This window comes from Levilactobacillus suantsaii (assembly GCF_004115745.1).
In the GTDB taxonomy this organism is placed as follows: Bacteria; Bacillota; Bacilli; order Lactobacillales; family Lactobacillaceae; genus Levilactobacillus; species Levilactobacillus suantsaii.
Window position 1 is genome coordinate 67,530 of the sequence record NZ_QXIL01000001.1, and the last position, 25,106, is coordinate 92,635.

The window sequence follows — 25,106 nt, forward strand, 5'->3', positions numbered from 1 at the left end:
AAACGCGTCATCCCGTTACCCCCATTTTGAACAGAAAGTAGATGAGTATATGGCTGATAATTATTTCGGCGCTATTTTGGTTAACGTCACGAGCATGGAACTCTCAATTGTCAATCTAAAAACCGGTCAACGAGCCGAGCACGTTAAGTCAACGGTCGCCATCGGGGAAAATATTTACAACCATGTCTATATCGACTTGCAGACCGTCGTGGACGCTGCCGAAGCACTCCGCGGTTTTCTTCAAATCATCAAAGATTATGGCATCACCCGTTACAAGATTTGGGGCTCCCAAGCCCTCTCCAGTGCCCCAACGCAGACTTTATCCGCGACCAGCTCTACGTGCGGACCGGCCTTAGGATCCACTGGTTATCGTTAAGCGAAGAATCCTTCGTCCGTAACGAAGCCGTTGCGATTCATTTTGCCGACTACCGCAAGCTGACCGCCGACCACGCGGCCATTATTGGCCTCAATTCTGGGAGCACGACCTTCTCGTTTTTCGCCAACCACGAGCTCAAAGCAGCCCCTAACATGAAACTGGGGCCAACTCGGGCCAAGGAAGTCCTGCAAAACTTACGGATGACCGCGCCTAACCCCCTCGCTGTGCTTGACGACTACATCAACAGTAAGGTTGACGATTTCTACCGCTTTATCCCGGAAGATCTCCAACAGGCGACGAACCAAGTCATCCTGATTGGTGCCACTCCCCTCAACAACTATTTCATTCCGGAAGGCGATACCAGCTACACCCTGTCGATTTCGCGGTTCCGCCAATTTACCCACGAAGTTACCGCGGCTTCCGACCAATACTTAATGGAACACCTCAAAGTCAGTAAAGAATCCATCGGGCTCGTCTTACCCGAGGTTTTACTGATTCAAAAACTCCTCGCTGTCGTCCATGCCGAACAAGTCCACCTGGTCAATCTAAACGTCCTTGACGGGTTGACCACCAACCGGGCCATCGCAAGCGGCTACCATAAAAAGTACGACTTTTCCCAGCAGATCTTAGGGTCGGCGTTAGCCATTGCCCAACGCTACCGGGTCGAACCTCACCACATGAAATTAGTGGAAAAGTTTGCCCTCCACCTATTCGACCAGTTGAAGAGTCTGCACCATTTGAAAGCACGCGACCGACTATTGCTTCAGATTGCGGCCATCCTGCACGATAGTGGTTGCTTCATCGACACTCACCAGCACTACCTACATTCGGATTACGTCTTGCGTCAGTCTGAGATCTTGGGGCTCTCTACCGAAGAGATTCAGATTATCGCAGCAGTCTCACGGTACCACAGCGCTCGCACTCCGGTCAGCGAACTGGCTCACTTCCGGCAACTTGGCGCCTCGAAACGGCTCGCCATCGCCAAGTTAGCGGCTATTTTACGGTTGGCCGATTCCCTAGACGATGCCCACCAACAAACGGTGGAACGGATTTCCGTTTCCGTGCGACCAACGCAAGTCATCATCACGGCCTTTAGCGACGATGATCTCGCGTTGGTCCACTGGGCATTCTCCCGTAAAGCTGAATTCTTTACGGACGTCTTTGGGCTCCAGCCCGTTTTCAAACAGAGGAGGTTACATAAATGACAGTCGATTTCACGAAGCCAACTTATTACACCAACCGGGAACTCAGTTGGCTCGACTTTAACGCTCGGGTCCTTGATGAAGCCCGGGACAAGGCCAACCCACTCTTAGAGCGGGTCCGGTTTTTGGGAATCACTCAAAGTAACGTTGACGAATTCTTTATGGTGCGGGTGGCGTCCCTCGCCAAATTAGCAGCCGTCAACTATCCGAAGCCGGACGCCTCAGGCATGACCGCAGAAGACCAACTGATTGCGGTCAACGCCAAGGCTCACGACCAAGTCATCAAACAATACACCACGTTGACGCGGATGTTGTTGCCCCTATTAGGAAATTTAAACATCCATTTAAAGACCGTCGACGATTTGACCGCCGAGCAACAACGCTTCATCGAACACTACTTTACTAACGAATTATCACCGGCACTGACGCCCATGGCGGTCGACAGCTCGCGGCCCTTCCCGTTCATCGGCAACAACACCTTGAATCTGGCCTTGCGCTTGCATAAATCCGGTGATAAACACGACAAACGCTTCGCTACGGTCCAAGTGCCCGACATTTTCTCCCGGACGGTGCGGTTACCCGGGGCAGAGAACGACTTTATCTTGCTCGAAGACATCATCAAGACATTCATTGGTAACCTGTTTGTCGGCTACAAAGTCCAAGAAACGGCGACCTACCGGGTCATCCGGGACATGGACCTCGACGTGGCCGAAGAAGACACCTCCGATTTACTGAAGGAAGTCCAACATCAGTTGAAGCAACGGGAACACGGGGGGGGGCCGTGCGACTCGAAGTCGAATCTGGAATCTCTAACGCCCTCCAGAAGCGGTTGGCGACATCTATCAAGGTGCCGGCCTACGCCATTTACAGCATTGCCGGCCCAATTGATTTGACCTTCTTAGGCAAGTGGACCAAGCAGATTACCAACCACGCCGACGAAAGTTACTCGAAGTTCACCCCCGCCCAAACACCCGGCATGGGGACCGAAGACGACTTGTTCGCAACGATTCGTGACCACGACGTTTTCGTCCAACACCCCTACGATTCCTTCGATGCCGTGACCAACTTGGTCCGGCAAGCCGCCAGTGACGACGAAGTTTTAGCCATCAAGATGACCCTCTACCGGGTCTCGGCCAACTCCCCCATCATCAAATCCTTGGGGACCGCGGCCCAGAACGGTAAACAGGTCACCGTATTAGTCGAAGTCAAAGCACGATTCGATGAGGAAAGCAACGTCCGCTGGGCACGCCAACTGGAAAAGATGGGCTGTCACGTGATTTACGGGTTGATTGGCCTGAAGACCCACTGTAAATTAACGCTGATCGTGCGCCGTGAAGAAGATGGTATCCGTCGCTACATGCACATGGGAACCGGGAACTACAACGACGTCACCGCTAACTTCTACACCGACATGGGGTTATTCACCACCAACACGGACATGGGCATCGATGCCTCCAACATTTTCAACATGTTGTCCGGTTACTCCGAACCACCGTATTTCCACCAGTTACACATCTCACCAGATGGCATTCGCGAATTCCTGTCTAATCGGATCGATGAGGAAATCAACAACGCGCGATTAGGACAACCGGCCTGGATTAAAATGAAGATGAATTCCTTGTCTGACTCGGCCATGATTGCCAAGCTCTACGAGGCTTCTCACGCCGGCGTCCACATTGAATTAGTCGTTCGGGGCATCTGCTGTCTCAACGTCGGCATTCCGGGGGTCAGTGACAACATCGCCGTCCATTCTATCGTCGGCCGTTTCTTAGAACACAGCCGCATCTACGCCTTTGCCAACGGAGGCGATGAGCAAGTCTACCTGTCCAGTGCCGATCTGATGACGCGTAACCTGAACCGCCGGGTCGAACTGCTCTTCCCGGTTCAACAACCGCAACTTCGCCAACGGATTTTTGATATTTTCCAGACCATGTGGGATGATAATGTTAAGACACGGGTGTTGCAGGCCGACCGCGAATACGGTCGCGTCGATCGCCGGGGACTGGAACCTCTGGATGCACAGACCGCGTTTATGCATGCCGCTGAAGCGAAGACCAAGCAACTGCCGCAAGACACGGACCAACCCGTGGGCGCCCCGCGGCGTTTTCGGCCGATGCTGAGTCCGAAGAATCAGCCCAAATCCCCTATTGATCGGAGTCCTCAATAATGAAAAACCTCGTCGTGATCGACCTGGGTTCTAACTCAGTTCGGATGACCGTGACTGAAGTCGATAGTCACGGCAATTACCAGACGGTCAACCAACTCAAACGCTACGTGCGGTTATCCGCCAACATGGGACCGAAACGGGTCCTCCAACCGGAAACCATCGACCGCACCATGGCTGCGTTAGTCGATTTCAAGGCCATCTATAGTAAGTTAGATCATCCTGAGATTCACGCCGTAGCCACCGCGGCCGTGCGCCAGGCAACCAACCAAAAGGCCTTCTTGAAACAAGTCAAGGAAAAGATTGGCTTGAGTTTAGAAGTCATTTCGGGAGCCACCGAAGCCCGCTACGATTATCTAGGCGTGGTCAACACTTTGCCCATCATCAACGGCCTGGTGGTCGACACCGGGGGTGGGTCGTCCGAACTGATCCTAGTTCAAAACCAACAACTCAAGCACGTGGTGTCGATACCTTTAGGTTCCGTCACGTTATCCCAAAATTATCTCGAAAGTGACAAAATTAAACCGGACTCGTTGTTCAAAGCCATGACCTTCGTCAACAACGTCTTTAACGACATCTGGTGGCTCCGAGAAGCAACGAATCTGCCCATCGTCGGTTTGGGGGGCGCTAACCGGACGCTGGCCAAAATCAACCGGCGCAAAAAGAATTTCTTGAACGCCGAAGATGTTCACGGCTACAAGCTCACCGATGAAGACGTCTACGAGACCCTGACACGCTTGTTAGGGGCGACCCTGGAGGAACGGAAGAAGGTCCCCGGACTCGCCAAGGAACGGGCTGATATCATCATTGGTGGCCTCATCCCGGTCACATTACTCATGCGGTTGCTAGATTCGCAGCAAATCATCTTCTCTAACGCTGGTCTGCGGGATGGCATCCTCTTTGAATATCTGAATAAGCTAAAAGCTTAGTCCCAACACTTATGTTGGACGGCTAAATTTAAAAAGCGGCTGACACAAGATCTAAAAGTCTTGTGTCAGCCGCTTTACGTTTAACCAATCCTAGCCAGCCCAACGGTTAGCCAATGTGGTTTTCCTGTAAGATGGCGTCCACTTCTTTTTGAATTTTTTCGGGCTTGGCCCATTCCTGGAATTCAGTAAAGTCTTCAGCGGGCATCTCGTAATTTTCGTTAACGTAATCTTCATAGGCCTGCACGTGTGGGGTGTGTGCGATGTTCAGTTGCAAAATACGCACTTGCTTGATCAGTCCCCGTTCGGCCGCGAGTTCCACCCGGCCGTTTTGGACCATGTCGCTGATTTCCATGTACTTCGACCCGTCTAAACGGGTAATTTCCTCGATTAAGGTAAACGTTTCATGACTTTTCATTACTAACTTTCCTCCAGTGCTAGCTCCATTATACCAAGGATTCGCCGAAACAACAGCCCCGCTTCCCCTGCTCGTATGGCCGGGTTAACTCAGCTGTGGCCCCACTTAAATTGCGGTATGCCAGCGTTTCTCTCGGAGCACACAAAAACCACTACCAGGGAATGGTAGTGGTCGGCATAAGAGAGAAAGAGAATTGATTAGAAGGTAATTATTAATACCTTACAGCTACTAATATACCCACATTTGAAAGCGCTGTCAATGCCTTTTCACTAAAAAGTTAAGGGTTTTCGTTATCCAGCCTCTAAAAAAAGGTCGGAAAGTTGCCTTTCCGACCATACCATTTAGTCTGCACCAAATGAGAGATAGATCCTTGACCGGATTCATTGGGCAACCCGATTAAGGGGTAAATAAATGGTAAGTTAAAGATACCACTAAAATTAAAATAAATCTATCTGTTTTTTAATTATTTTTTAATTATTTGAGTTCCGTCGTGGCGTTCGGGTCGTGCAGGACCGTTTCGGGGTGAATCAAGTTACTTGGTTGTTGTACCACGTCACTCAACGAATGCCCCGAAATGTTGACCAGGCAGACCAAGACGAAGAGGACACCCACGACCGTGGTTAGGATGCGATTGCTGAGACTCATCTTTTCACTGATTACTGACCCGTAGAACTCTTTCTTCACGTCCGCAGCGACCGCCTTGTTTTCCGGCTCGGCTTTTTGACGTTCATCGGTCACGCTTTGTTGGTAGGCATCGATGTCAAACGACTTCTGGTTGGCCTTCATTTGCCGCTGGAAGTGCTTCTTTTCTTTCTTAGTCTGGGTCTTGAACCACTTAGTGAACGCCCGGTAATTCTTGACGACCGTCTTGGTATCACCCAGTTCTTTTAGGGTCCCGTAATGAATCCAAGCGACCCGATCACACAAGATTTCGATTTGTTTCAAGGAATGACTGACGAAGATGATCGTCTTGCCCTCATCCTTAAATTCTGCAATCTTATCCACACACTTTTGATAGAAGGTATCGTCCCCAACGGACAAAGCTTCATCAATGATCAAGATATCGGGGTTCACGTGAACCGCGATGGAGAAACCTAACCGTGACTTCATCCCGGAAGAGTAGCTCTTGACTGGTTGATACAAGAAATCACCAATATCAGCAAACGACACGATGTCGTCCATCAAAGCATCAATCTCAGGATTGGTCAGCCCCTGCATCAATGCCTTCAACCGAATGTTTTCTAAACCGGTCAAGTTACCCCGCAACCCGGCCCCAATCGCGATAATCGAGGTGTCTCCGCGAACATCCACGACCCCCGTCGTTTGGGGAATGATCCCGGAGATGATGTTGGATAACGTGGACTTACCGGAACCGTTGACCCCGATCAAGCCCAGCGTCTCACCGGGTTTAACTTCTAAGGAGATGCCCATTAATGACCAAAAATGCGGCACCTTGCTGTTGCGTAACGAAAAAAACGACCGCAGCTTTTCGGACTGGCTCTTGTATAAGTCGTACTCCTTCGTGACGTTTTGGACCTTAATTTTATATGCATTATCCATGAATTAAACTTCCTAACTCAGTTATTAGCGTGCTCGATGAGTCCGGCGCACCACTTGGTGATTTGTCACCCGTTTACCCCGAACTCATTCAATCTGTAGTATTATACCAGAAAAAAACGATAAACGACAAAAATCCCTGTGAGCTTAGACATTTCTTTAGCCCACCGAAAAAATGGCACTGCGCTACCGCCGTGCCATTGAAAATCAGTTAGTCACTCAGTCCAACGCCCGGGCATCGACCCAGTAATTGGTCTTATCACCGCTGAACTTGAGCCGATACCACGTTGTCTGGTACCGCGGCTTGACCCCTTTCAAGTTCACCGTCACCTTAGTTCCTGACTTGGCCTTTTTAGGCCAGGCCACTTGTTTTTGATCAAAATGCGTCTTCTTCACGTGATTGTATAGATGATACGTCGTGAATTTTTGGCTCAACTTCTTAGTCGTCTTCTCAGGTGTGTAGACCACGTAATCGTACTGGGGCGCGGCCGCAATTTCATCAGCGGCGACCCAATACTTGGTCTTACCAACAATGATGCGGTACCAGGTTGACTTGTTCCCATCCTGGGTCTTCACCGCTTGATTGTCTGCCTTATAACTCTTAGCCTTCAGCTGACTGATTTTCCCCTGGGCTTTAGCCAGGTACGGGGAATTAAAGACGTGGTTGTAGTAACTGCCCTTAGTCGAATTGAGTTTGATGGTCGCCTGTCCCGCCGTGTAGGTCACCTTCGGTAAGGTCAAAACCGAGTCGTAAACCCAGTACTTCTTCGCGGATTTTTTATTGGTCAATGTAATCCGGTACCAAGTGGTTTTCTTGCCGGTCGTTGGTGATTGCTTCACGCCCCGCATGTTAACGTAGACCAGTTGGCCCGTACCGACCTTCAATTTCTTCCACGCGGTCTTCGTCACCTTAGCCCGCGTCCCTTTGATGTGGTTATAGACTCGATAACTGGTATGTTTAGCACTCAACCGGGCCGTTTGGGTTCCACTAGCCCCGTAGTACTTAGCCGTGGCGTAGGTCACGGTCGGGGCACTACTGCTGCTATCCGCCACACTGGACGAACTGCTACTGCTGGTCGTGCTGTTACTTCCGTCTAAGTTTGCCAGGTTGTATTGTTGAATCAACGTAATCAGCGTGGCCCCGTACGTCGGCGCCGTAGCGTAGGTGCCCGTCAACGCGTTGGCCGCGTCGGCATAAGTCACCGCATTCTCCCGCCACGTTCCACTATAATAGGTAGGATCCGAACTGATTCCGTTACGTAGAAGCTTCGCGTTATCAGTCATCGAGGCCTTCGCGCTGGGGTACTTCCGAAAGTTAGCGTCCGTCGTGTACAGTTGACCGTTGGCGTCATATTCCGACGTGGGCATACTGACGGATTGGCCGTTATAGCTGCCCTTGATGCCAAAATAATTATTCGCCTGTAGCGTCAGTTGGCTGGTCCCCCAACCACTTTCTAGCGCAGCCTGCGCCAACATCACCGACGGGTACAGATTGTACTGATTAGCCACCGTTTGGACGGGACTTTTCAGCGATGAAATAAACGTTTGCTGGGTAGTAGCCGCATGACTGGTCAACCCAATCACCCCACTAAGACCGACACTTACAACGACGGCCGCGGCTAAAAACCACTGTTTGCTTCCCTTCATGATGTTCCCCCCTAAAATCGCTTCCAGAATAAGAATACCATAATTCCAGAAAGCGGTGCCGAAAATTAGTCGGGGAAACCGGGAAAACTTGCGGTTTATTTGAGTTGACTCGCTGCTTGCTCATCCAAAATCACGGTAACGTTCGGATGAGTCTGCAAAAAGCTGGCTGGAACGTCTGCCGTCACGGGGCCTTGCAGCATCGCAGCCACGGCCGCGGCCTTTTCAGCGCCGTAGGCCACAATCAAGATCTGCTTAGCCTTCAAAATCGTCCCAATGCCCATTGAATAAGCGTAACGGGGTACTTCATCAGCATTGTCGAAGAAGCGCGCGTTGGCCGCAATCGTCGAAGGAGTCAGGGCCACCTTGTGCGTAGTCGATTGCGGGGCCGTCCCGGGTTCATTGAACCCCACGTGGCCGTTACGTCCTAAGCCTAAGAGCTGCAAATCAATTGGGTTCGCAGCAATAATACTTTCATACCGCTTGGTCTCGGTATCCGCATCGGTGTTTAACCCATCAGGAACGTAGGAATGTGCGAACGGCTTGGCGTTAAACAAATGGTGTTGCATAAAGTAACGGTAGCTTTGGGGATGATCCGAGCCCAAGCCCACGTATTCGTCTAAATTGATAGACGTTAATTGGCTGAAGTCCAGGTCACTAGCCGTCAATTGGTCATAAATGGAAATAGGCGTACTTCCCGTAGCTAAACCAAAGACCTTAGCGCCAGCGGCTAACGCTTGTTGGAAAACCTTGAAACCCGCTACGCCCCCGGCAGCGGGATCCTTTACGATTTGAACGTGCATATTCTGTAATTGTGTCATCATCATGCATCTGACCTTTCTCCCTTAATGGTATATCCCAATTATAATCGCTCTAGACCAGTTTTGCAAGGATTTACCTCAACTATCGTATTAGGCTGTGACTATTTCTTGCCGTTAACTTACCTAGCTTGGTGGATAACCAAACTAACGACGTAAAAAAGCCCAAGGGACGTTTCCCTCGGGCTGGCTGCCACTTAGCATGGCAACGTTATTTACGCCGGACACCCCGACGGTTCGCGTTTAATTCGTTTTGTTGTTTCCGGAACTTCTCAAATGTGGCGTCCCGTTGTTTTTGATTTTTATGAGAGTTTTCACGTTTCGTATACTTCATGGTCGTCACCTTCTTTTTCTCTTGTGTTATGCGAATACTATATAACGAAAAGTTAGGGAACGCAAGATTTTAGGATTGGTTAGCCCCTAATTAGGAGCACATTACTCATTTCTAAAAGCCCTTGCTGCCGGGGCTGTTTAGCCGAGCACTAGGTATTTTAAAATATCGACAGCACCAAGTCGCATTGGTTGGTCCACTGTTGTTCTCATGATAATTACCGCGAGGACTAAAAAGGACCCGCCGCTTTCGCGCAGGTCCCCAATTGCTAATTCTTATTCAACCGTAACACTCTTAGCCAGGTTCCGTGGCTTATCGACATCCAAGCCCTTGTTCAGGCTGGTGTAGTAGGCCAATAACTGGGCCGGAACCACCGTCAGCAACGGCATCAACATTTCATCAACGTCTGGTAAGACCAGTGTGTCGCCATCGATAGCTAAACCTTCGCGCACGATGGTCATGGTCTTGGCGCCCCGGGCCATGGTTTCTTGCAGGTTGCTCCGGGTCAGGCCAGCCGTCTTTTCCTGGGTGATAAACCCAATCACCGGCGTCCCCTTTTCAATCAAGGCAATCGTCCCGTGCTTCAGTTCTCCAGAAGCAAACCCTTCGGCTTGAACGTAGGAGATTTCCTTAAGCTTCAAGGCCGCTTCCAGAGAAACGGCGTGGTCGATGCTCCGGCCAATGTAGAAGGCTCGGTTAGACGCCATCAAGTAGTCGTTCGCCAACTGCTCAATCTTGCCCTTTTCATCGACGATAGCCTGCATTCCCGTGGCCACTAACCCTAATTGTTGGCGCACGTTAAAGTTTTGCGCTACGATTTGCCCATTGACTTCACCTAAGGCTTTAGCCAAGATAGCTTCCAACGCGATTTGGGCGGTGTAGGCCTTAGTCGAAGCCACGGCGATTTCTGGACCCGCATGAAGCAACAGCGTGAAGCTAGCTTCCCGCGACAGCGTGGAATTTTGCACGTTGGTGATCGTCAAACTTGGGTAACCGGCGTCATTGACGTTGACCAGAACTTCACGACTATCGGCCGTTTCACCGGACTGCGTCAAGAAGACGAAGAATGGCTTCTCGGACAGCATTGGTTGCTCGTACGCAAATTCGGAGGAAACATGAACTTCCGTTGGGATGTGGGCCAAGCGTTCAAAGAGCCGCTTGCCGACTAAACCAGCGTGGTAACTAGTCCCGGCACCGATGATGTAGAGCCGGTCGGCCGCCTGCATGGCCTGAATCAGGTTCTGGTCGATTTGTGGCTGGCCGTGTTCGGATAAGTAAGTTTGGGCTAACTTCCGCATCACGTTCGGTTGCTCGTCGACTTCCTTCAACATGTAGAAGGGATACGTCCCCTTATCCGTTTCGTCGGCATTCATGTCCACGTGGAATGGTTTCCGGTCAACAGCGTTGCCGTCAGCATCTTCAATGGCGACCTTGTCCGGCGTGATGGTGACGACTTCGCCATCCATCAATTCCAAGAAGTCGTGAGTTTCGCGTAACATGGCCATCGCATCGGAGCAGACCACGTTAAAGCCATCGGCTACCCCAATCAATAGCGGACTCTTGTTCTTGGCAACGAATAAAGTATCGGGTTGTTCCCGGTCCATCAACAAGAAAGCATACGAAGATCCTTTTAATAAGCCCAAAGCCTTTAAGAACGCGGATTTAGCGTCTAAGTTGTCTTCGACTGCGAACTTATCGATCAACTGAACCACGACTTCAGTATCGGTCTGGCTCTTGAATGGCACATCACTCAAGTACTGGGCCTTGAGTTCTTGGAAGTTGTCGATCACACCGTTGTGGACCAAGTAGAACCGGTCGTCGTTTGAGAAGTGCGGGTGCGCGTTATCCACGCTGACGACCCCGTGAGTCGCCCAGCGGGTATGGCCAATCCCGGTGGAGCCGTGCACGTCCGGGGTGATTTTTTCCCGTAACTGCGAAATCCGGCCCTTGGTCTTGACCAGGTAATCCTGGCCCTTCTGGTCGTTTACGTAAATCCCTGCCGAATCGTATCCCCGGTACTCCAGCTTCTGGAGCCCTTCAACCAGGATCTTAACGGCATTGTCGTTACCCGTAACACCAACAATTCCACACATAATCTATCTTCCTTTTCTGACTGGCGTTCTGAAAATGACGCCGGTTTTGATTTTATGATGAAAATGAATTAGCTTTCTTAAAATTGGTATAGACTGAAATAAATTGAAAGCTAACCCTGAATGACTATACTTTACAGCCTTCAGTCGAGGTTGTCAATTCAAAAATCCAATAATGGTATATCTTATATTTAAAATTTAATTAAGCTAGATTAAAGTGTAAAAAAACGTTGCCGCCCTGGCAACGTTTTTGAGGCTTTATCAGGTTTACTGGTCATCTTTAACGCCGACTTCGGCCCGCACAACTTCCGCGATCCGTTCCACGAATGTCGCCACGGCTTCTTCGGTTGGGGCTTCCGCCATCACCCGTAAGAGGGGTTCCGTCCCGGAAGGCCGCACAAGAACCCGGCCATCGCCATTCATTTCTTTTTCAACGGTCGCAATCATCGCCTTGACCTTCGGGTTATCCATGGCCGTGGCCTTATCGGCGACCTTGATGTTGACTAACTTTTGCGGGTAGGTCGTGACGTCAGCCGCTAATTCGGACAACTTCTTGCCGGTCGCCTTCAAAATGTGCAGCAATTGCAAACTGGTCAGTAGACCATCCCCAGTCGTATTGAAGTCCAAGAAGACGATGTGGCCAGACTGTTCACCACCAAGATTATACCCGGACTTGAGCATTTCTTCAACCACGTAGCGATCTCCAACTTTGGTCTTAACCGACTTCAAGCCGTTTGCTTCCATCGCTTTGTACATCCCCAGGTTACTCATGACCGTGGTCACGATGGTATCCTTCTTCAGCCGGCCGTGTTCGGACATATACTTACCGCAAATGTACATAATCTTGTCCCCATCTACGATATCACCGTTCTCATCGACCGCGATGCACCGGTCCCCGTCACCATCAAAGGCCAAGCCAATCTGAGCGCCCTTTTCGACAACGAACTTTTGCAGGTTCTCCGGGTGCGTCGATCCGACCTGATCGTTGATGTTGATGCCGTTGGGCTGCGTCGCAATCGTATCAAAATCCAGGTTAAAGTCAGCGTATAACCGTGAGACCAAGCCACTAGTCGAGCCGTTGGCCGCATCGACGGCGATATGTAGTCCCTCTAAATCATCCGAAATGGTTTGTTCCAAGAATTGAATGTACTTTTGGCTACCCTCGGAGTAATCTTCAACGGTGCCTAAGCCGTCCGTTGCGGGCCGGGGTTGGTCGTCGTTAGGCGCATCCAGTAGGGCCTCGATTTCTTCTTCCATCTCATCAGACAACTTGTAGCCATCGTTCCCAAAATACTTGATACCGTTGTATTCCGCAGGGTTATGCGACGCGGTGATCATGACCCCGGCTGCGGCGCCCTGAGTCCGGACCAAGTAAGCCACGGCGGGCGTGGTGATGACGCCTAACCGTAACACTTCGATACCGACCGACAGGAGGCCAGCAACTAAGGCGTTTTCTAATAATTCACCCGAAATCCGGGTGTCCCGGGCCACTAAGACTTGGGGATGCTTGTTTTCGCTATCGGCATGCTGCGTTAACACGTAGCCCCCGTAACGGCCCACTTTAAACGCCAGTTCCGGCGTCAATTCCTGATTGGCAACGCCCCGTACACCATCTGTTCCAAAGTATTTCATGACAGAATTCCTCATTTCTCAAAATTAATTTATTGGCTAATCGTCACTCGCACTGACCTTGACCTTAATGGTTGTGGGATCAAAGGCGGTCACCTTATTGTCATCGGTGTCGAGCGTCACAGTCTTAGTATCTGAGCTCTTCACGTTGCTGACATCCACATCAACCTGCGCCTTGGACAGAGCCTTCAACTGAGAAGAACTCCCAAAGGCTTTAACCTTGGTCGTCGAACTGCTTAGTTTATATGTCTTTCCGGACGAGCCATTCTTGGCATTTAGCTTCACGGGCACCGTCTTGCTATCACCCTTTGAAGTAATCGGCAAATTAGCGGTGGTGGTCGACGGCGTCAAAATCACGTTGACCGTCTTGCCCTTTTTATCCAAGGCTTCGATGACCGCTTGACTGTTCACGGTCTTCTTGGTGTTTTGCGGCACGGACAATTGCGCAATGACCTGGTCGATCCGGGCGATTTCGTTAGCGGCCCCGGTTGCCTTAACGCTGGAAACGTCAGTCGTTGGTGAGCCCGCCGTGTAGCCCGACGCAATGTTGTCCTTATTGTACTTGACCTTGACCGGGAAGGAAACGGTCCGCCGTGGTTCAATATCCACGGTGATTTTGGCTGGAGAAATCGACGATTCGATTTCCCGGTTCAAGCCTTCCTGGTGTAACGATACCTTGTGCTTCCCCACGCCCAAATCACTGAGCGACGCGTAGACCTTAAAGTTCTGGGTGTTAGCGGTGGTCGTGACCAACGCCAACGGTCCGTGGAGCGTGACCTTGACCTTTTCCGGGTAGCCAGTCACGAAGTACTTATTGTTGTTCACATTCAATTGTAACGGAACGGACACCTTCACGGTCTTAGTCGCCGTGAGGGACGTCTTGCTGGAACTGGACGATTGCTGGTTACTCCCCGTTTGCGTGCTATTCACGTAAAAGAACAGTAAAATCGCCAGAATCAAAGCTAAGACCCGGTAGATCCACGCCGTATAGTGTTGACTTTTCATTACCGGCGCCCCCTATGCAAGTGTCGATTGATCCAATCTAACGCTGTATCAAAAATATTGTGGTTCTGCGTGGCCTCATCGTTGACTAACTCGTGCTTCAAAAACTTCAAATAATCTTCTTGCGTTAACCCACGTAATAATTCGTTATTCTTGGTGATGGAAACCTCACCGGTCTCTTCGGAAATAACGATGGTCAACGCGTCGGTGACCTCTGAGATTCCTACAGCGGCCCGGTGACGAGTCCCCAATTCTTTGGGAATCAAGTTACTCTCCGACAACGGTAGGTAAGCCGCGGCCACAGCAATCCGGTTGTTGCGAATAATCACGGCCCCATCATGCAGGGGCGTATTGGGAATAAAGATGTTGATCAAAAGTTCTCCGGTTAATTCAGCATCCAAATCAATCCCCGTTTCGATGTAGTCTTCGAGTCCCGTATCCTGTTGAATCGTCATCAAGGCCCCGATACGGCGCTTCGACATATACTGAATCGCCTTATCCAGCCCCGCAATCATCCGGTTAGCGGCTTCATTTTCGTTGCGCATCCGGACAAATAACGAGCCTCGGCCAAGATGTTCCAGCCCCCGTCTGATTTCAGGCTGGAAGATAATAATCACCGCAATAACTCCCCAGTTGATCACCTGGTCCATTAACCACGAAACCGTGTTGAGACCAAAGTAACTACTAATTACCTTGACCACCAGAATCAAGATGACGCCCCGGAAAAGTTGAATGGCCTTCGTTCCCCGTAACATGACGATCAGTTCGTAGATAACGAACCAGACCACCAGGATATCCAAGACGTTGACCAAGTTCCCTAACGTTAGGAGATTTCCCCAGTTCAGGTTCATTTGACTTTCCCTCCAAATCGAATTCAAATTTCATTATATCACGCTCACCGTGGAAACGCCTTAATTCCCCCCAAGGTCCATTGAATCTGTTCATTATCGGCCCTCATCCCCCGCTAACACCGTCTAAATATACAAAATTTATTAAGGTCCCGGTTAAGTTTCAAGTCCCCACTTAATTTCTGGTAAGATAGAAAGCATATTGTGTTTCTCCAGATTCAATTCGCTGTAAAATAGAGTTGGGTCATGAAAGGATTGGGTGATTGATTATGAATCGGCGGGCTAAATGGGAAATTCGCGGCTTTTTCGTGGCGTGGATGCTCTATTTATTTTTTCGGGCGCGCGATCCCTTTTCATTTTTATTACTGAACACGTTTCTAGGGTACATCCCTATCGAAATTAGTTTTCACCTAGGTCGGCAACGATCGGCCTGGCTGTTCTGGCCGTTGGTCATTATCTGGCTGCTGTTTTATCCGAACGCTCCATATCTACTGACCGACCTGTTCCATCTCTCCCTCCTCCAACCTTATGCGGCCAGCGGGCTCTTGCGGGTCACCCCGCACATCTGGATCTACTTCACTTACTTGATGACCAGTGCCCTCTTCTGTGCCTTCCTGGGTTTTTGGAGCCTCAACTTCGTGAGCGAAAGCATCTCCAACCGTCTAGCGGACGGGCACCTGGTGGTCCGCTTATTGGTCGTGTTGATTTTGACCTTTCTGTCTTCCGTTGGCGTCTATATTGGCCGCTTTCTCCGAATCCACACGGTCTACTTGTTCCTAAACCCCGAGCAGTTTATTCGACCGCTCCTCGACATGTGGACGTCCAACCTCTGGATATTCGTCCTGCTAATGACTTTCATCCAGCTCTTCTGTTACTGGATATTACACCTCATCATGACCGCTAAAAAGACAGCGGCTTAACCTTAATTTCAAACCGGCGACGCGATTCGGCAACGAATCGGTCGCCTTTTTTGTTGCCGTTAACGTCAAAACGCGGCCGCCACCTTCAGGTAACGTCCGCGTTCAGTCAGTGTTAATCACTATCTTCGTTATTCAATGACATGACCAACACGTTTTCGGCATAGTTCACGTACTGCCGCAAGTGCGAAGCCATGGTCCAGGAAATATTGCCCGCTTCCAGCAAGTTTTGAATCCCGGTCCGTTCGGCACTCAACGCCCGCACCCGCAAGCGACTGAATTGATGCTGGTAATCAGCTTCGTGGGTCGGGGTCTCCACTGCCTTGGCTCGCTCGATTCGGTTACGATAGTGGACAATCAAGTGGTAAATCGCCTGGTTATCGAACTGCGTCTCATCGATATCCGTTCGGGCTAGGTACTCCGACAACGTTTTAATCGCTGCCTTGGCCGTCTGGCGTTCAATCAAATTACTTTCCGCGTGTAACCGGTCGGTATCTTCGGAATGCAACCAGTAAGTCGCGTTACGCCACAAGTGCCGGAAAAACAGTAACCAGTACCGCAGCACACTCGGAACGCCGTGACCGCCAACTTGGGTGACCCGACTCTCCATCCGTTCGATTCGCCGTAAAGCCCCCACGTAGCTGGTCTTGGTAATCTCACCAGACTCACGCATGCTCTTCAACTCGGCCCGTTCGCCCTTGAGCGCTACTTGACGGAGCTTCAATTCGTCACTTAGGACCCGTTGCATGGTATCATCCGCCCGGTAATTCATTTCCAAGCGGCGAATCACGAATTGATAATCCAAAATCAGGTCGTAAGCCGCCCGCTGATTATTCGGTCGCCGCAATTCTTCAATCTTGGAAATAGCCAACCGCATAATATAGGCGCGGGCTTCATCTTCACTAATTTGGCGTACGGGTTCCGCCGGATACTCTTCTTCCGGCTCATCGTCCTCAATATCTAACCCATCGCTCATATCACTCGCACTGCCCCGGGTCTGCAACGGCGTCCCGTCAGTTGAAATCAGGGGTAACATCAACGTCGCGGCCACTAAACTGATAATAATGACCCCGGACGCCACGAACAACATCAACGACCGCGTCGGGAATCCGGCGCCACTGGAAACCGTCAACGGCACGGACAGGACCCCGGCCATGGTGACGGCGCCCCGTACCCCGGATAACCCAGACAAGATGGCTGTCCGAAAGCTCGGATGTTCAGTGGTCGTATGGCGTAACCGTTGAAAAATAATGTACCCGTAAGTCCAGAAAGTTCGAATCACCACGAGGATTATCCAGGTCCCCAACGCAAAGAGGAGTGCTTGGCCCGTGTTGAATTGGCCACCTTTGATCAACTTGGTGGTGGCTACGGGTAATTCGATACCTAAAATCACAAACACAATGCCGTTCAACGAATAAATAATAATGTCCCAGACTTTTTCGGTCACCAGTTTCAATTCTGGTGAGTCTTCCACAATTTGACTCTCACGGGCATGGTAGAGCACACCCGCCGTGACGACCGCAATCACGCCGGACGCGTGAATAATTTCCTCGGTCACCAGATAGACCACAAACGGCGTGGCAATCTGCAAGACCGTGTTAAAAATCACGTCATCGATACCTTGGCGACGCAAGAAATCCATCAAAAGCTGCACGGCCGTCATAATAATCAAGCCGGCTAAGAAGCCAACGATACTGATATAGAAGAAATCACCCGCGGCCGTCTTCAATGAGAAGTAGCCGGTCACCGTGGCCGCAATCGCGTACTTAAAGGCAATCAACCCGCTGGCATCGTTGATCAGACTTTCGCCACTGACCAAGTGCAAGAGGCTTTCCGGTAATTTGACCTGTTTAGAAATCGACTGCACGGCCACCGGGTCGGTAGGTGACAGGATGCCCGCCAAGGCAAAGGCCACCGTCAGCGGCATCTTGGGAATCAACCAGTAAATCAGAAAACCACCTAAAATCGTGGTCAGAAAAACTAACAAAATAGCGTTGCCGAAGATGGGACCACGAAGCCGCCAGAGTTCCTTACGCGGGAAGCGGCGCCCATCGTTATACAGCAAAGGTGCAATAAATAGAAGTAAAAACCAATCGGTTTCGAGGGGTACCTCGAAATTCCAAATCAGGGCCACCACCAGGCCTAACGCAATTTGGATTAAACTGACTGGGACAAACGTGAGGTAGTGACTGATAATGTTTGAAAGCAGGACTAACACAATCAATAGGATCACTGCTTCAATAATTGGCAAAGAAGGTCCCCCTTTCTATGCTTGTGGTTCTTCGCCGATAATCCGGACCTCGGTCTCAAGACGAACCTGGTCCCGTTGCCAAATGACTTGTTGAATATGGTGAATCAACTCTAAGTAGTCGGTCGCCGTGGCGTGATCGATGTTGACGATAAAGCCCGCATGCTTGGTCGATACCTGAGCACCACCCCATTTTAACCCCTGGAGGCCGGCTTCCTGAATCAATTGACCCGTGTAATGCCCTGTCGGCCGTTTGAAGACACTTCCGCAAGACGGTAAGTCTAGCGGTTGTTTGGCCGCGCGGCGGGCATTGAAGTCGTCCATTTGGGCCTGAATCTGGTCGCCGTTACCCGGCGTCAGACTGAAGGTCGCCGTCAAAACGATATCGTGATAATCCTGAATCGAACTGTGACGGTAACCGAAATCGAGTTCCGCTTGGTTCAAAGTTCGAACCTCACCTTCCGGAGTCAAAATCTCCGCGGAAGTTGCTACAGCCGCGATTTCGCCCCCGTAAGCCCCAGCGTTCATAAAGATGGCGCCACCAACACTGCCGGGAATCCCCGCAGCAAATTCAAGGCCGCTCAACTGATGCGCCTGGGCCACCTGGGTCACTTCGATCATCGCCGCACCCGCCGCCGCAGTTACCGTATGTGCCACGTCGTCGACCGTCACGGTCTTAAACTTCGTCAGGATCATCACTAATCCCCGGATACCGCCATCCCGGACGATCAGGTTGCTGGCATTGCCAATCACCGTCACGTCAAGGTCCAATTGATGAGCATAAGCCAATAATGACTTGGCCTCTTGCACGTTGGTCGGAAAGGCCAGGTAGTCGGCTGGACCCCCAGTCTTAGTGTGCGTGTAATCAGCCAGTGACGCGTGTTCTAAAATCTTAACTGCTGGAAATGCCGTTGCGATATCTTCCATGAGTAGTAATTTCCCTTCATCTTGAAAAGTTTAACCCGGTCAGTTTGCGCCCGACCGGCGGGGCGTCACCAGAACCTGCCAACCGCGATTACGGTGCAGTCGGTGTCAGTGCTAGCTTAATGATTCTCATACGGGTCGCTTCCCGGTTTCACATGCCTTCAAAGCGTGCAAAGACCTGCAAATAACTCCCATGGGTGGACTGACCGTGAGTTTTAGTAGCACTAAGTAACATTTTAGCATGAATTTTCACAAAACAACACGCAGAACCCCTGGAAGCCGGGAAAAGTCCTTTTTCTGGTATACTAGACGTATTCATGGAGGTGTGTTTGACGTGAAATTTATTTCTTGGAACGTCAATGGCTTACGGGCCATCGTTAAAAAGGACTTTATGGGCATCTTTAAAAATTTAGACGCTGACTTCTTTGGGATTCAAGAGACCAAGCTCCAAGCCGGTCAAATCGATTTGGACATCCCCGGCTATTACCAATACTGGAACTACGCTGAACGTAAGGGCTATTCTGGCACAGCACTCTTTACCAAACATAAGCCGTTGAACGTCCACTACGGTATCGATGCGCCCGACTTCGACCATGAGGGCCGGGCCATCACCCTCGAATACCCCGACTTTTACTTACTGACCTGTTACGTCCCCAATTCCGGCGCTAAGCTGAAACGGTTGGACTTCCGCATGGGCTGGGAAGACGCCTTTTTAGGCTACATCAATCGACTCAACGCCGACAAACCGGTCATCTTCTGTGGCGACCTCAACGTCGCCCACGAAAAGATCGACCTGAAGAACCCGCAATCTAACCACCATAACGCCGGATTCTCTGACGAGGAACGGGGAAAGTTTTCGACTCTGCTGGATGCCGGCTACGTGGACACTTTCCGCCACTTCTACCCGGACGCCACTGGTCGCTACTCTTGGTGGAGCTATCGGTTCCACGCCCGCGATACCAATGCCGGCTGGCGTATCGACTACTTCGTGACCAGCCAGCGCTTGCAAGATCAGCTCCAAGACGCTAAAATACTAGACCAGGTCATGGGATCCGACCATTGTCCGGTCGAACTCGACGTGGCCGATTTAACCGTCTAATCGTAGAAAGGAAGATGTCGTCGTGAACTTCGTTGCCATGGACTTTGAAACGGCTAACGCCAAGCGGTACAGTGCTTGTTCTTTGGCCCTGACCGTGGTCCGCAATAGCCAAGTCGTCGATGAATTTTATTCATTAATTAAACCGGATACTGATTTTTTCTGGCGCAATATCCAGATTCACGGCATCCACACCGCCGACGTCGCCAACGCCCCCACCTTTCCCGAAGTCTGGGAACACGTGGCGCCGTTCTTCCAACGCGACCGGTTGGTGATTGCCCACAACGCGCCTTTCGACAATGGCGTCTTGCGCAGCAGCCTCGAACATTACCGGTTACCAGCGGCGCGCTATTTGACCCTAGACACCGTCAAGACCAGCCGGAAGTTCTTCCCCGAATTTCCCAACCACAAGCTCGACACGGTCTGCAATCAACTCAGCATCGACTTACACCATCACCACAACGCCCTAGATGATAGCCTCGCTTGCGCGAATATCTTGCTGTATGAGGCCAACCACTTTGGGACCGAACCTTTGAAGTCGTTCATTAAGGTGACGGCGTAATAGCTAGCTTAACATTCAGTCTCTGAAATCAAAAAAGTCACGCTCAACTTCGACGAGTTAAGCGTGACTTTTTACTTATTTTAGGATTATCAAGGTAATTGACGGAATGTGTGGACGAGAACACCTCAACGCTAGCTTCAGCAGTTAGTCCGTGACGGCCAGTTCGTCAGCCAACGCACTCGTCGCGGCGATGCGGCCGAAGGTGAAGATATCGGCTAGTGAATTGCCACCGAGCCGGTTGCCGGCATGAATCCCCCCAGCCACTTCACCGGCCGCGTACAAGCCGTCGATGGCCGTGCCACCGGCCGTCAAGACATGGGCGCCGGTGTCGATCTTCAACCCACCCATGGTGTGGTGGGTCGCTGGTTTCCGTGGCGTAGCGTAGAACGGCGCGACCTTGACTTTCAGGTCAAAGGCGTTCTTGTGGAACTCTGGATCATCGCCAGCGTCGACATAGCTGTTGTAGTCGTGAACCGTCTTGACCAGCGTGTCCGGGTCAACCTTGATCTGACGCGCCAAATCTTCTAACGTATCGGCTCTAAACAACGTCCCCGCTTCAACTTGTTGGTCAATCTTCGCTTGCGTCGTGTTGTACGCGGTCTTCTTGATTTCATCATCGGCGAGGAGATAGAACAGACTACCGTTGTCGATGGCGGCCTGGGTGAGTTGGTCCCGACTGCCGTACTCGTTGACGAACCGCTTTCCCTGCTGGTTGATCATCACGTAGTTCTGCGGCGGCACTTGCAGGCCACTAAAGAGTTCACCGGTATCCGGGTCAGAAACGGGCATCATCTGCGAGAAGCCCATGCCAACCAAGTCGGCGCCCACAGCAGTCGCTAAGCGAATGCCGTCCCCGGTCATAGCCGGGGAGTTGGTGGTCTTGATGTCATCATCGATGTTAGTCCAGTACGTGTTGTACTGTTTCAACATCTTGGTGTTAGCCGCAAATCCACCGGAAGCTAAGATGACGGCTTGGGCGTGAACGGCTAATTCTTGGTGGTCAACGCCCTGGGCCTGAACGCCGACGACCCGGCCATTTTCGGTGGTCAGTTGCGTGACGTCCGTTTCGGTCATGATAGTGCCCCCATGACTGGTGACATATTGCTTAAGCGTCTTGATGTACGCAAAGCCCAGGTCGCCCATTGGCTTGTGACCGCGCCGCCAGATGGCACCGACCGGCATCGTGACCTGCGTCTTATCGAACTCGACGCCGATCTTTTCCAACCATTGTACGGATTCCAAGGCGTGGTCGGTCAATTCTTTGACCAAGTCGTATTGGCCGTAAATCTTATGGCCCTGTAAGTCGCGCCGCTTCCCGCCCAAATAAGTTTGGATGCGGTGGAGCAACTTCGAATCGAACAAGTAACCACGTTGATCCGTGTTCTCTTGCAAGTAATCGTTGATTTGGTCCTTCAAGGCCCGGAAGTCTGGGCGATATTCGGGATCGATAGTCGCTTCATCAATCTCCGTAATTTCCTTCAAGGTGTGTTTTTCACCCAGAATGGCGTCAAACTGGCGTTGCCAATCGGGGTCGGCCGCGTTCATCGGTCCCCCAGCCCGGACGGTGTTCCCACCGACTGCCGGGAATTTTTCTAAGACCAGCACGCGTTTGCCACTTTGGAGTATTTTAGCGGCGGCAGTCAGACCAGCCCCACCGGCACCTACAACGACCACGTCGGTATCGAGGTCTTTGATTGCCGGTTTAGCAGCGGCAGTTTGCTTCGGCCGCTTCTTCAAGATGTCGGGGTCAGCACCGGCTTGCTTAACCGCTTCAGCCACCCCATCAATGACGCCGTGACTGGTAATCGATGCTCCGGAGACGGCATCGACATCCAGCGTTTGCCCGTCAACGATTTGCTTGGGAATCCGTTCAAAGGCCACGTCGGCGATGCCTTCCGTTTCCGTGGACGCGTCAATCTGGATGTTCTCGATTCGGTCCTTCGATAAGGTAACCTGCATCGGGAGTTCCCCGTTGTGGCCGGTCGCCGTCACGTCATAGGTCCCGGGTTGATAGTTAATCTCATCGGGCACGTTCATGGCTTCGACCACCTTAGTGAACTTCATGAACTTCTTAAAGCAACTGGTCAAGAAGTCGACCGTGCCGCTAGATTTCAAGTTACCCTGTTCGTCAAACGCAGTGTGAGCGCGACCCAGTAAGAATTCTGAGCCGGGCATGACGTTAGCGCCGACGCCGGGGGCATCTAAGACTTGGCGCAGATGCAGTTGCACACGGGAAGAGCCTTGGACACTGTAAGAGGCCCCAACGATCATCACTGGTTTGCCATCTAACGGGTGGGCCTTAAAGGACAACCATTCCAAGAGACTCTTCAACGCGGAAGGCAACGAGTGGTTATGTTCGGGCGTTGCCACGATGACCCCGTCAGCCGCCGTAATCTTTTGGATGAAGTTTTGGATGACCGGACTGTCCGTTTGGTCTTGCGATTCGTTAAACATCGGGACGTCGGTCAGTTCTAAGATTTCAATTTCCGCTTGGTCTTGAAAATGAGTCTGCATGTACGTCAGTAACTGACGGTTATATGACTTACGGGCGTTGGTGCCCACGATTCCGATAAATTTCATAGTTTACTCCTTTCCAGCTGTGAGTTGACTCCAGGAAAACTGACGGGTCTCCTCAAAGAACTTGTTTTGCGGTGTGATTTTTTGCATCAACGTGACAAATTCAGTGAAGGCTTGAAAATCCTTGTCCAATTCCTGCGCCTTCGCTTGATCGACCAGGTCCCCCTGTTCGTCAAAGGCTTGTAACGAGTGGCCCAACATGTATTCGACGTTGGGCATGACCAGCGCTTTTAATTCGGGCGCTTCTAAAATCTGGCGTAAATGCGCCTGGGCACGAGAAGTTCCTAAAGACCCATACGATGCACCGACGACCATCACGGGTTTGTTGATCAACGGCCGCGTGGTATAGGACAACCATTCGATGGCGCTCTTCAAAACGGCCGGAATAGAGTGGTCATATTCGGGGGTCGCAAAAATGACCCCGTCCGCGTGTTCGATCTGGTCCGCCAACTGCTGTACGGCAGCTGGCGCGTCCCGTTGTTCTGGTTCATTAAAGGCTGGTAAATCAGCGATTTCACAAATTTCTAATTCCGCAGTTGACGCAAAATGGCGTTGCATATACTGTAACAACTGCCGGTTGGTCGATTTCACGGCGTTAGTGCCGACAATTCCAACTAATTTCAAGATTCAACGTCCTTTCTAGGTGTTCACTCACATCTGCTACACATTTTGATAATAAAAAGGTTATTATTAAGGGACCGGGGCGGATGAGATTCGGTAAAAAACGCCCCAGTTCTACAAATGCTAGTTTACGAGTAACTGCTTAGTTTGTGAAATATTTATTTATCTATTGTCCCATAGCAATTTTGTTATCAAGGAGGAATTCGTATGCCCAAAGCAGACCCCTTTCGGATGCGGCGCTTCTTAGACGTCCTGCTCAAACACGGCAACTTTACCCGGGCAGCCAAAGATCTTTACATCTCGCAACCCTACCTTACGCAAACGATTCAAAACGCCGAAACCGAACTCGGCGTTGCCATCATCAACCGGGCCACGAGCCCCATTAGATTGACTGCCGCCGGGCGGATTTATTACCAATACCTAACCACGTTAGAGAACGAACAAGCTCAGTTTCATAAACGGCTGAGTCAATACACGGCCCCCGCCAAGCAAGTCATCCGGGTAGGCATCCTGTCCAGCTTAGGCTACTACCTATTGCCACTGATTTTGCCAGACTTTTTACAGGTGCATCCCACGGTCAAAATCGACCTGACTGAAGACATCTCCGAACGCAACGAGCAACGCTTATTACACCACGACTTAGATTTTCTGATTGGTCAAGATCCCCAAACCATCGCGGCTGGCTTGACGGTCCACGACCGCGGCCATGACGGGTACTACGCCATCATTCCGCACACGTCTGCCCTATACCAGCCACATCAGGCTTACATCAACCCCCACTCACTTTCAATGGACCAACTTATGCAGGCGCCACTGGTCTTATCGCCGCAGGGATCGTCGATTCGGCGGCAAGTCGATTACCTGTTGCAAAAATTCCACGTTGACCCGCACATCGTGGTCGAAAGCAGCAATACTTTGACCGTCCAAAAACTGGCGCAACGGGGGCTGGGCGTGACCTTTCTGCCGGACAGCGTCACCGTTACGCCGGATAGTGCGCACTACAACCTCTATCCGTTACCCCAAGACCTGGTCTCACTAACTTACTTCATCGCCTCTCCAGCCGGAAAAGAATTAACGACTCCAGAAAAGGATTTTGTGACCCTCTTTTTGACGAACCTCGAGGCCAGTCTGGCGGACCCCTCTTCGCGCTAAGACA

Annotated in this window: 19 protein-coding genes and 1 pseudogene; 8 read left to right on the forward strand and 12 right to left on the reverse strand. The window is 51.1% G+C overall.

Features of this window, described 5'->3' with window-relative positions; genetic code table 11:
- The first annotated feature begins 49 nt into the window (after window positions 1-49).
- The 4 genes and pseudogenes from DXH47_RS11780 to ppx all read left to right on the forward strand — a co-directional run bounded on the left by DXH47_RS11780 (window position 50) and on the right by ppx (window position 4,671).
- On the forward strand, window positions 50-376 hold the full coding sequence (locus DXH47_RS11780; RefSeq protein WP_225423460.1) for a hypothetical protein: 327 nt from the start codon (window positions 50-52) through the stop codon (window positions 374-376).
- Window positions 340-1,581 carry an acetate and sugar kinases/Hsc70/actin family protein gene (locus tag DXH47_RS00295; protein WP_225423461.1) on the forward strand — a complete coding sequence of 414 codons (1,242 nt, stop codon included), beginning with the start codon at window positions 340-342 and terminating at the stop codon, window positions 1,579-1,581. Before DXH47_RS11780 ends, DXH47_RS00295 begins: the two co-directional genes overlap by 37 nt.
- A pseudogene (locus DXH47_RS00300) lies at window positions 1,578-3,745 on the forward strand (RNA degradosome polyphosphate kinase). The gene DXH47_RS00295 and the pseudogene DXH47_RS00300 overlap by 4 nt, the downstream one beginning before the upstream one ends.
- Window positions 3,745-4,671, forward strand: a complete 927-nt coding sequence (gene ppx, locus DXH47_RS00305) for an exopolyphosphatase (protein ID WP_129031101.1) — start codon at window positions 3,745-3,747, stop codon at window positions 4,669-4,671. The pseudogene DXH47_RS00300 and the gene ppx overlap by 1 nt, the downstream one beginning before the upstream one ends.
- Window positions 4,672-4,777: 106 nt before the next feature.
- Here the strand turns inward: ppx and DXH47_RS00310 are convergent, their stop codons facing one another.
- The 8 genes from DXH47_RS00310 to cdaA form a co-directional block, all read right to left on the reverse strand.
- Window positions 4,778-5,086 carry a hypothetical protein gene (locus DXH47_RS00310; RefSeq protein ID WP_129031102.1) on the reverse strand — a complete coding sequence of 103 codons (309 nt, stop codon included), beginning with the start codon at window positions 5,084-5,086 and terminating at the stop codon, window positions 4,778-4,780.
- Between the two features lie 474 nt (window positions 5,087-5,560).
- Window positions 5,561-6,646, reverse strand: a complete 1,086-nt coding sequence (locus DXH47_RS00315; protein WP_129031103.1) for an ABC transporter ATP-binding protein — start codon at window positions 6,644-6,646, stop codon at window positions 5,561-5,563.
- A gap of 216 nt (window positions 6,647-6,862) precedes the next feature.
- Window positions 6,863-8,290 (reverse strand): glycoside hydrolase family 73 protein, encoded by a 1,428-nt coding sequence (locus DXH47_RS00320; RefSeq protein ID WP_129031104.1) that lies wholly within the window; start codon window positions 8,288-8,290, stop codon window positions 6,863-6,865.
- Between the two features lie 95 nt (window positions 8,291-8,385).
- Window positions 8,386-9,090 (reverse strand): glucosamine-6-phosphate deaminase, encoded by a 705-nt coding sequence (locus tag DXH47_RS00325; protein WP_170954918.1) that lies wholly within the window; start codon window positions 9,088-9,090, stop codon window positions 8,386-8,388.
- Window positions 9,091-9,711: 621 nt separating this feature from the next.
- On the reverse strand, window positions 9,712-11,529 hold the full coding sequence (gene glmS, locus DXH47_RS00335; RefSeq protein ID WP_129031105.1) for a glutamine--fructose-6-phosphate transaminase (isomerizing): 1,818 nt from the start codon (window positions 11,527-11,529) through the stop codon (window positions 9,712-9,714).
- A 264-nt stretch (window positions 11,530-11,793) separates the two neighbouring features.
- A complete protein-coding gene (gene glmM / locus DXH47_RS00340; protein WP_129031106.1) occupies window positions 11,794-13,158 on the reverse strand; it encodes a phosphoglucosamine mutase in 1,365 nt (454 codons plus the stop codon).
- A gap of 36 nt (window positions 13,159-13,194) precedes the next feature.
- Window positions 13,195-14,160 carry a CdaR family protein gene (locus DXH47_RS00345; RefSeq protein ID WP_129031107.1) on the reverse strand — a complete coding sequence of 322 codons (966 nt, stop codon included), beginning with the start codon at window positions 14,158-14,160 and terminating at the stop codon, window positions 13,195-13,197.
- Complete coding sequence (gene cdaA / locus DXH47_RS00350; RefSeq protein ID WP_129031108.1) at window positions 14,160-15,008, reverse strand: diadenylate cyclase CdaA; 849 nt, start codon at window positions 15,006-15,008, stop codon at window positions 14,160-14,162. The genes DXH47_RS00345 and cdaA overlap by 1 nt, the downstream gene beginning before the upstream one ends.
- A 266-nt stretch (window positions 15,009-15,274) precedes the next feature.
- Here cdaA and DXH47_RS00355 point away from each other — a divergent pair, with 266 nt between their 5' ends.
- The gene (locus tag DXH47_RS00355) at window positions 15,275-15,925 is read left to right on the forward strand and encodes a DUF1361 domain-containing protein (RefSeq protein ID WP_129031109.1); all 651 of its coding nucleotides are present in this window, start codon (window positions 15,275-15,277) and stop codon (window positions 15,923-15,925) included.
- 112 nt (window positions 15,926-16,037) lie between these two features.
- Here DXH47_RS00355 and DXH47_RS00360 read toward each other — a convergent pair whose 3' ends face one another.
- On the reverse strand, window positions 16,038-18,173 hold the full coding sequence (locus tag DXH47_RS00360; protein WP_129031110.1) for a cation:proton antiporter: 2,136 nt from the start codon (window positions 18,171-18,173) through the stop codon (window positions 16,038-16,040).
- Between the two features lie 15 nt (window positions 18,174-18,188).
- Window positions 18,189-19,097, reverse strand: a complete 909-nt coding sequence (gene murB, locus DXH47_RS00365) for a UDP-N-acetylmuramate dehydrogenase (protein WP_129031111.1) — start codon at window positions 19,095-19,097, stop codon at window positions 18,189-18,191.
- A gap of 331 nt (window positions 19,098-19,428) precedes the next feature.
- On the opposite strand from murB, the gene DXH47_RS00370 reads away from it, so the two are divergent.
- Together DXH47_RS00370 and DXH47_RS00375 are read left to right on the forward strand one after the other, a co-directional pair.
- Complete coding sequence (locus DXH47_RS00370) at window positions 19,429-20,193, forward strand: exodeoxyribonuclease III (RefSeq protein WP_129031112.1); 765 nt, start codon at window positions 19,429-19,431, stop codon at window positions 20,191-20,193.
- A gap of 22 nt (window positions 20,194-20,215) precedes the next feature.
- Window positions 20,216-20,752 carry a 3'-5' exonuclease gene (locus DXH47_RS00375; RefSeq protein ID WP_129031113.1) on the forward strand — a complete coding sequence of 179 codons (537 nt, stop codon included), beginning with the start codon at window positions 20,216-20,218 and terminating at the stop codon, window positions 20,750-20,752.
- 144 nt (window positions 20,753-20,896) lie between these two features.
- Here DXH47_RS00375 and DXH47_RS00380 read toward each other — a convergent pair whose 3' ends face one another.
- Both DXH47_RS00380 and DXH47_RS00385 read right to left on the reverse strand, forming a co-directional pair.
- Window positions 20,897-23,332, reverse strand: coding sequence for a flavocytochrome c (locus DXH47_RS00380; protein WP_129031114.1), 2,436 nt, complete (start codon window positions 23,330-23,332; stop codon window positions 20,897-20,899).
- A 3-nt stretch (window positions 23,333-23,335) separates the two neighbouring features.
- Window positions 23,336-23,953, reverse strand: a complete 618-nt coding sequence (locus DXH47_RS00385; protein ID WP_129031115.1) for an NADPH-dependent FMN reductase — start codon at window positions 23,951-23,953, stop codon at window positions 23,336-23,338.
- A gap of 204 nt (window positions 23,954-24,157) precedes the next feature.
- On the opposite strand from DXH47_RS00385, the gene DXH47_RS00390 reads away from it, so the two are divergent.
- Complete coding sequence (locus tag DXH47_RS00390; protein ID WP_129031116.1) at window positions 24,158-25,102, forward strand: LysR family transcriptional regulator; 945 nt, start codon at window positions 24,158-24,160, stop codon at window positions 25,100-25,102.
- Window positions 25,103-25,106: the final 4 nt, after the last annotated feature.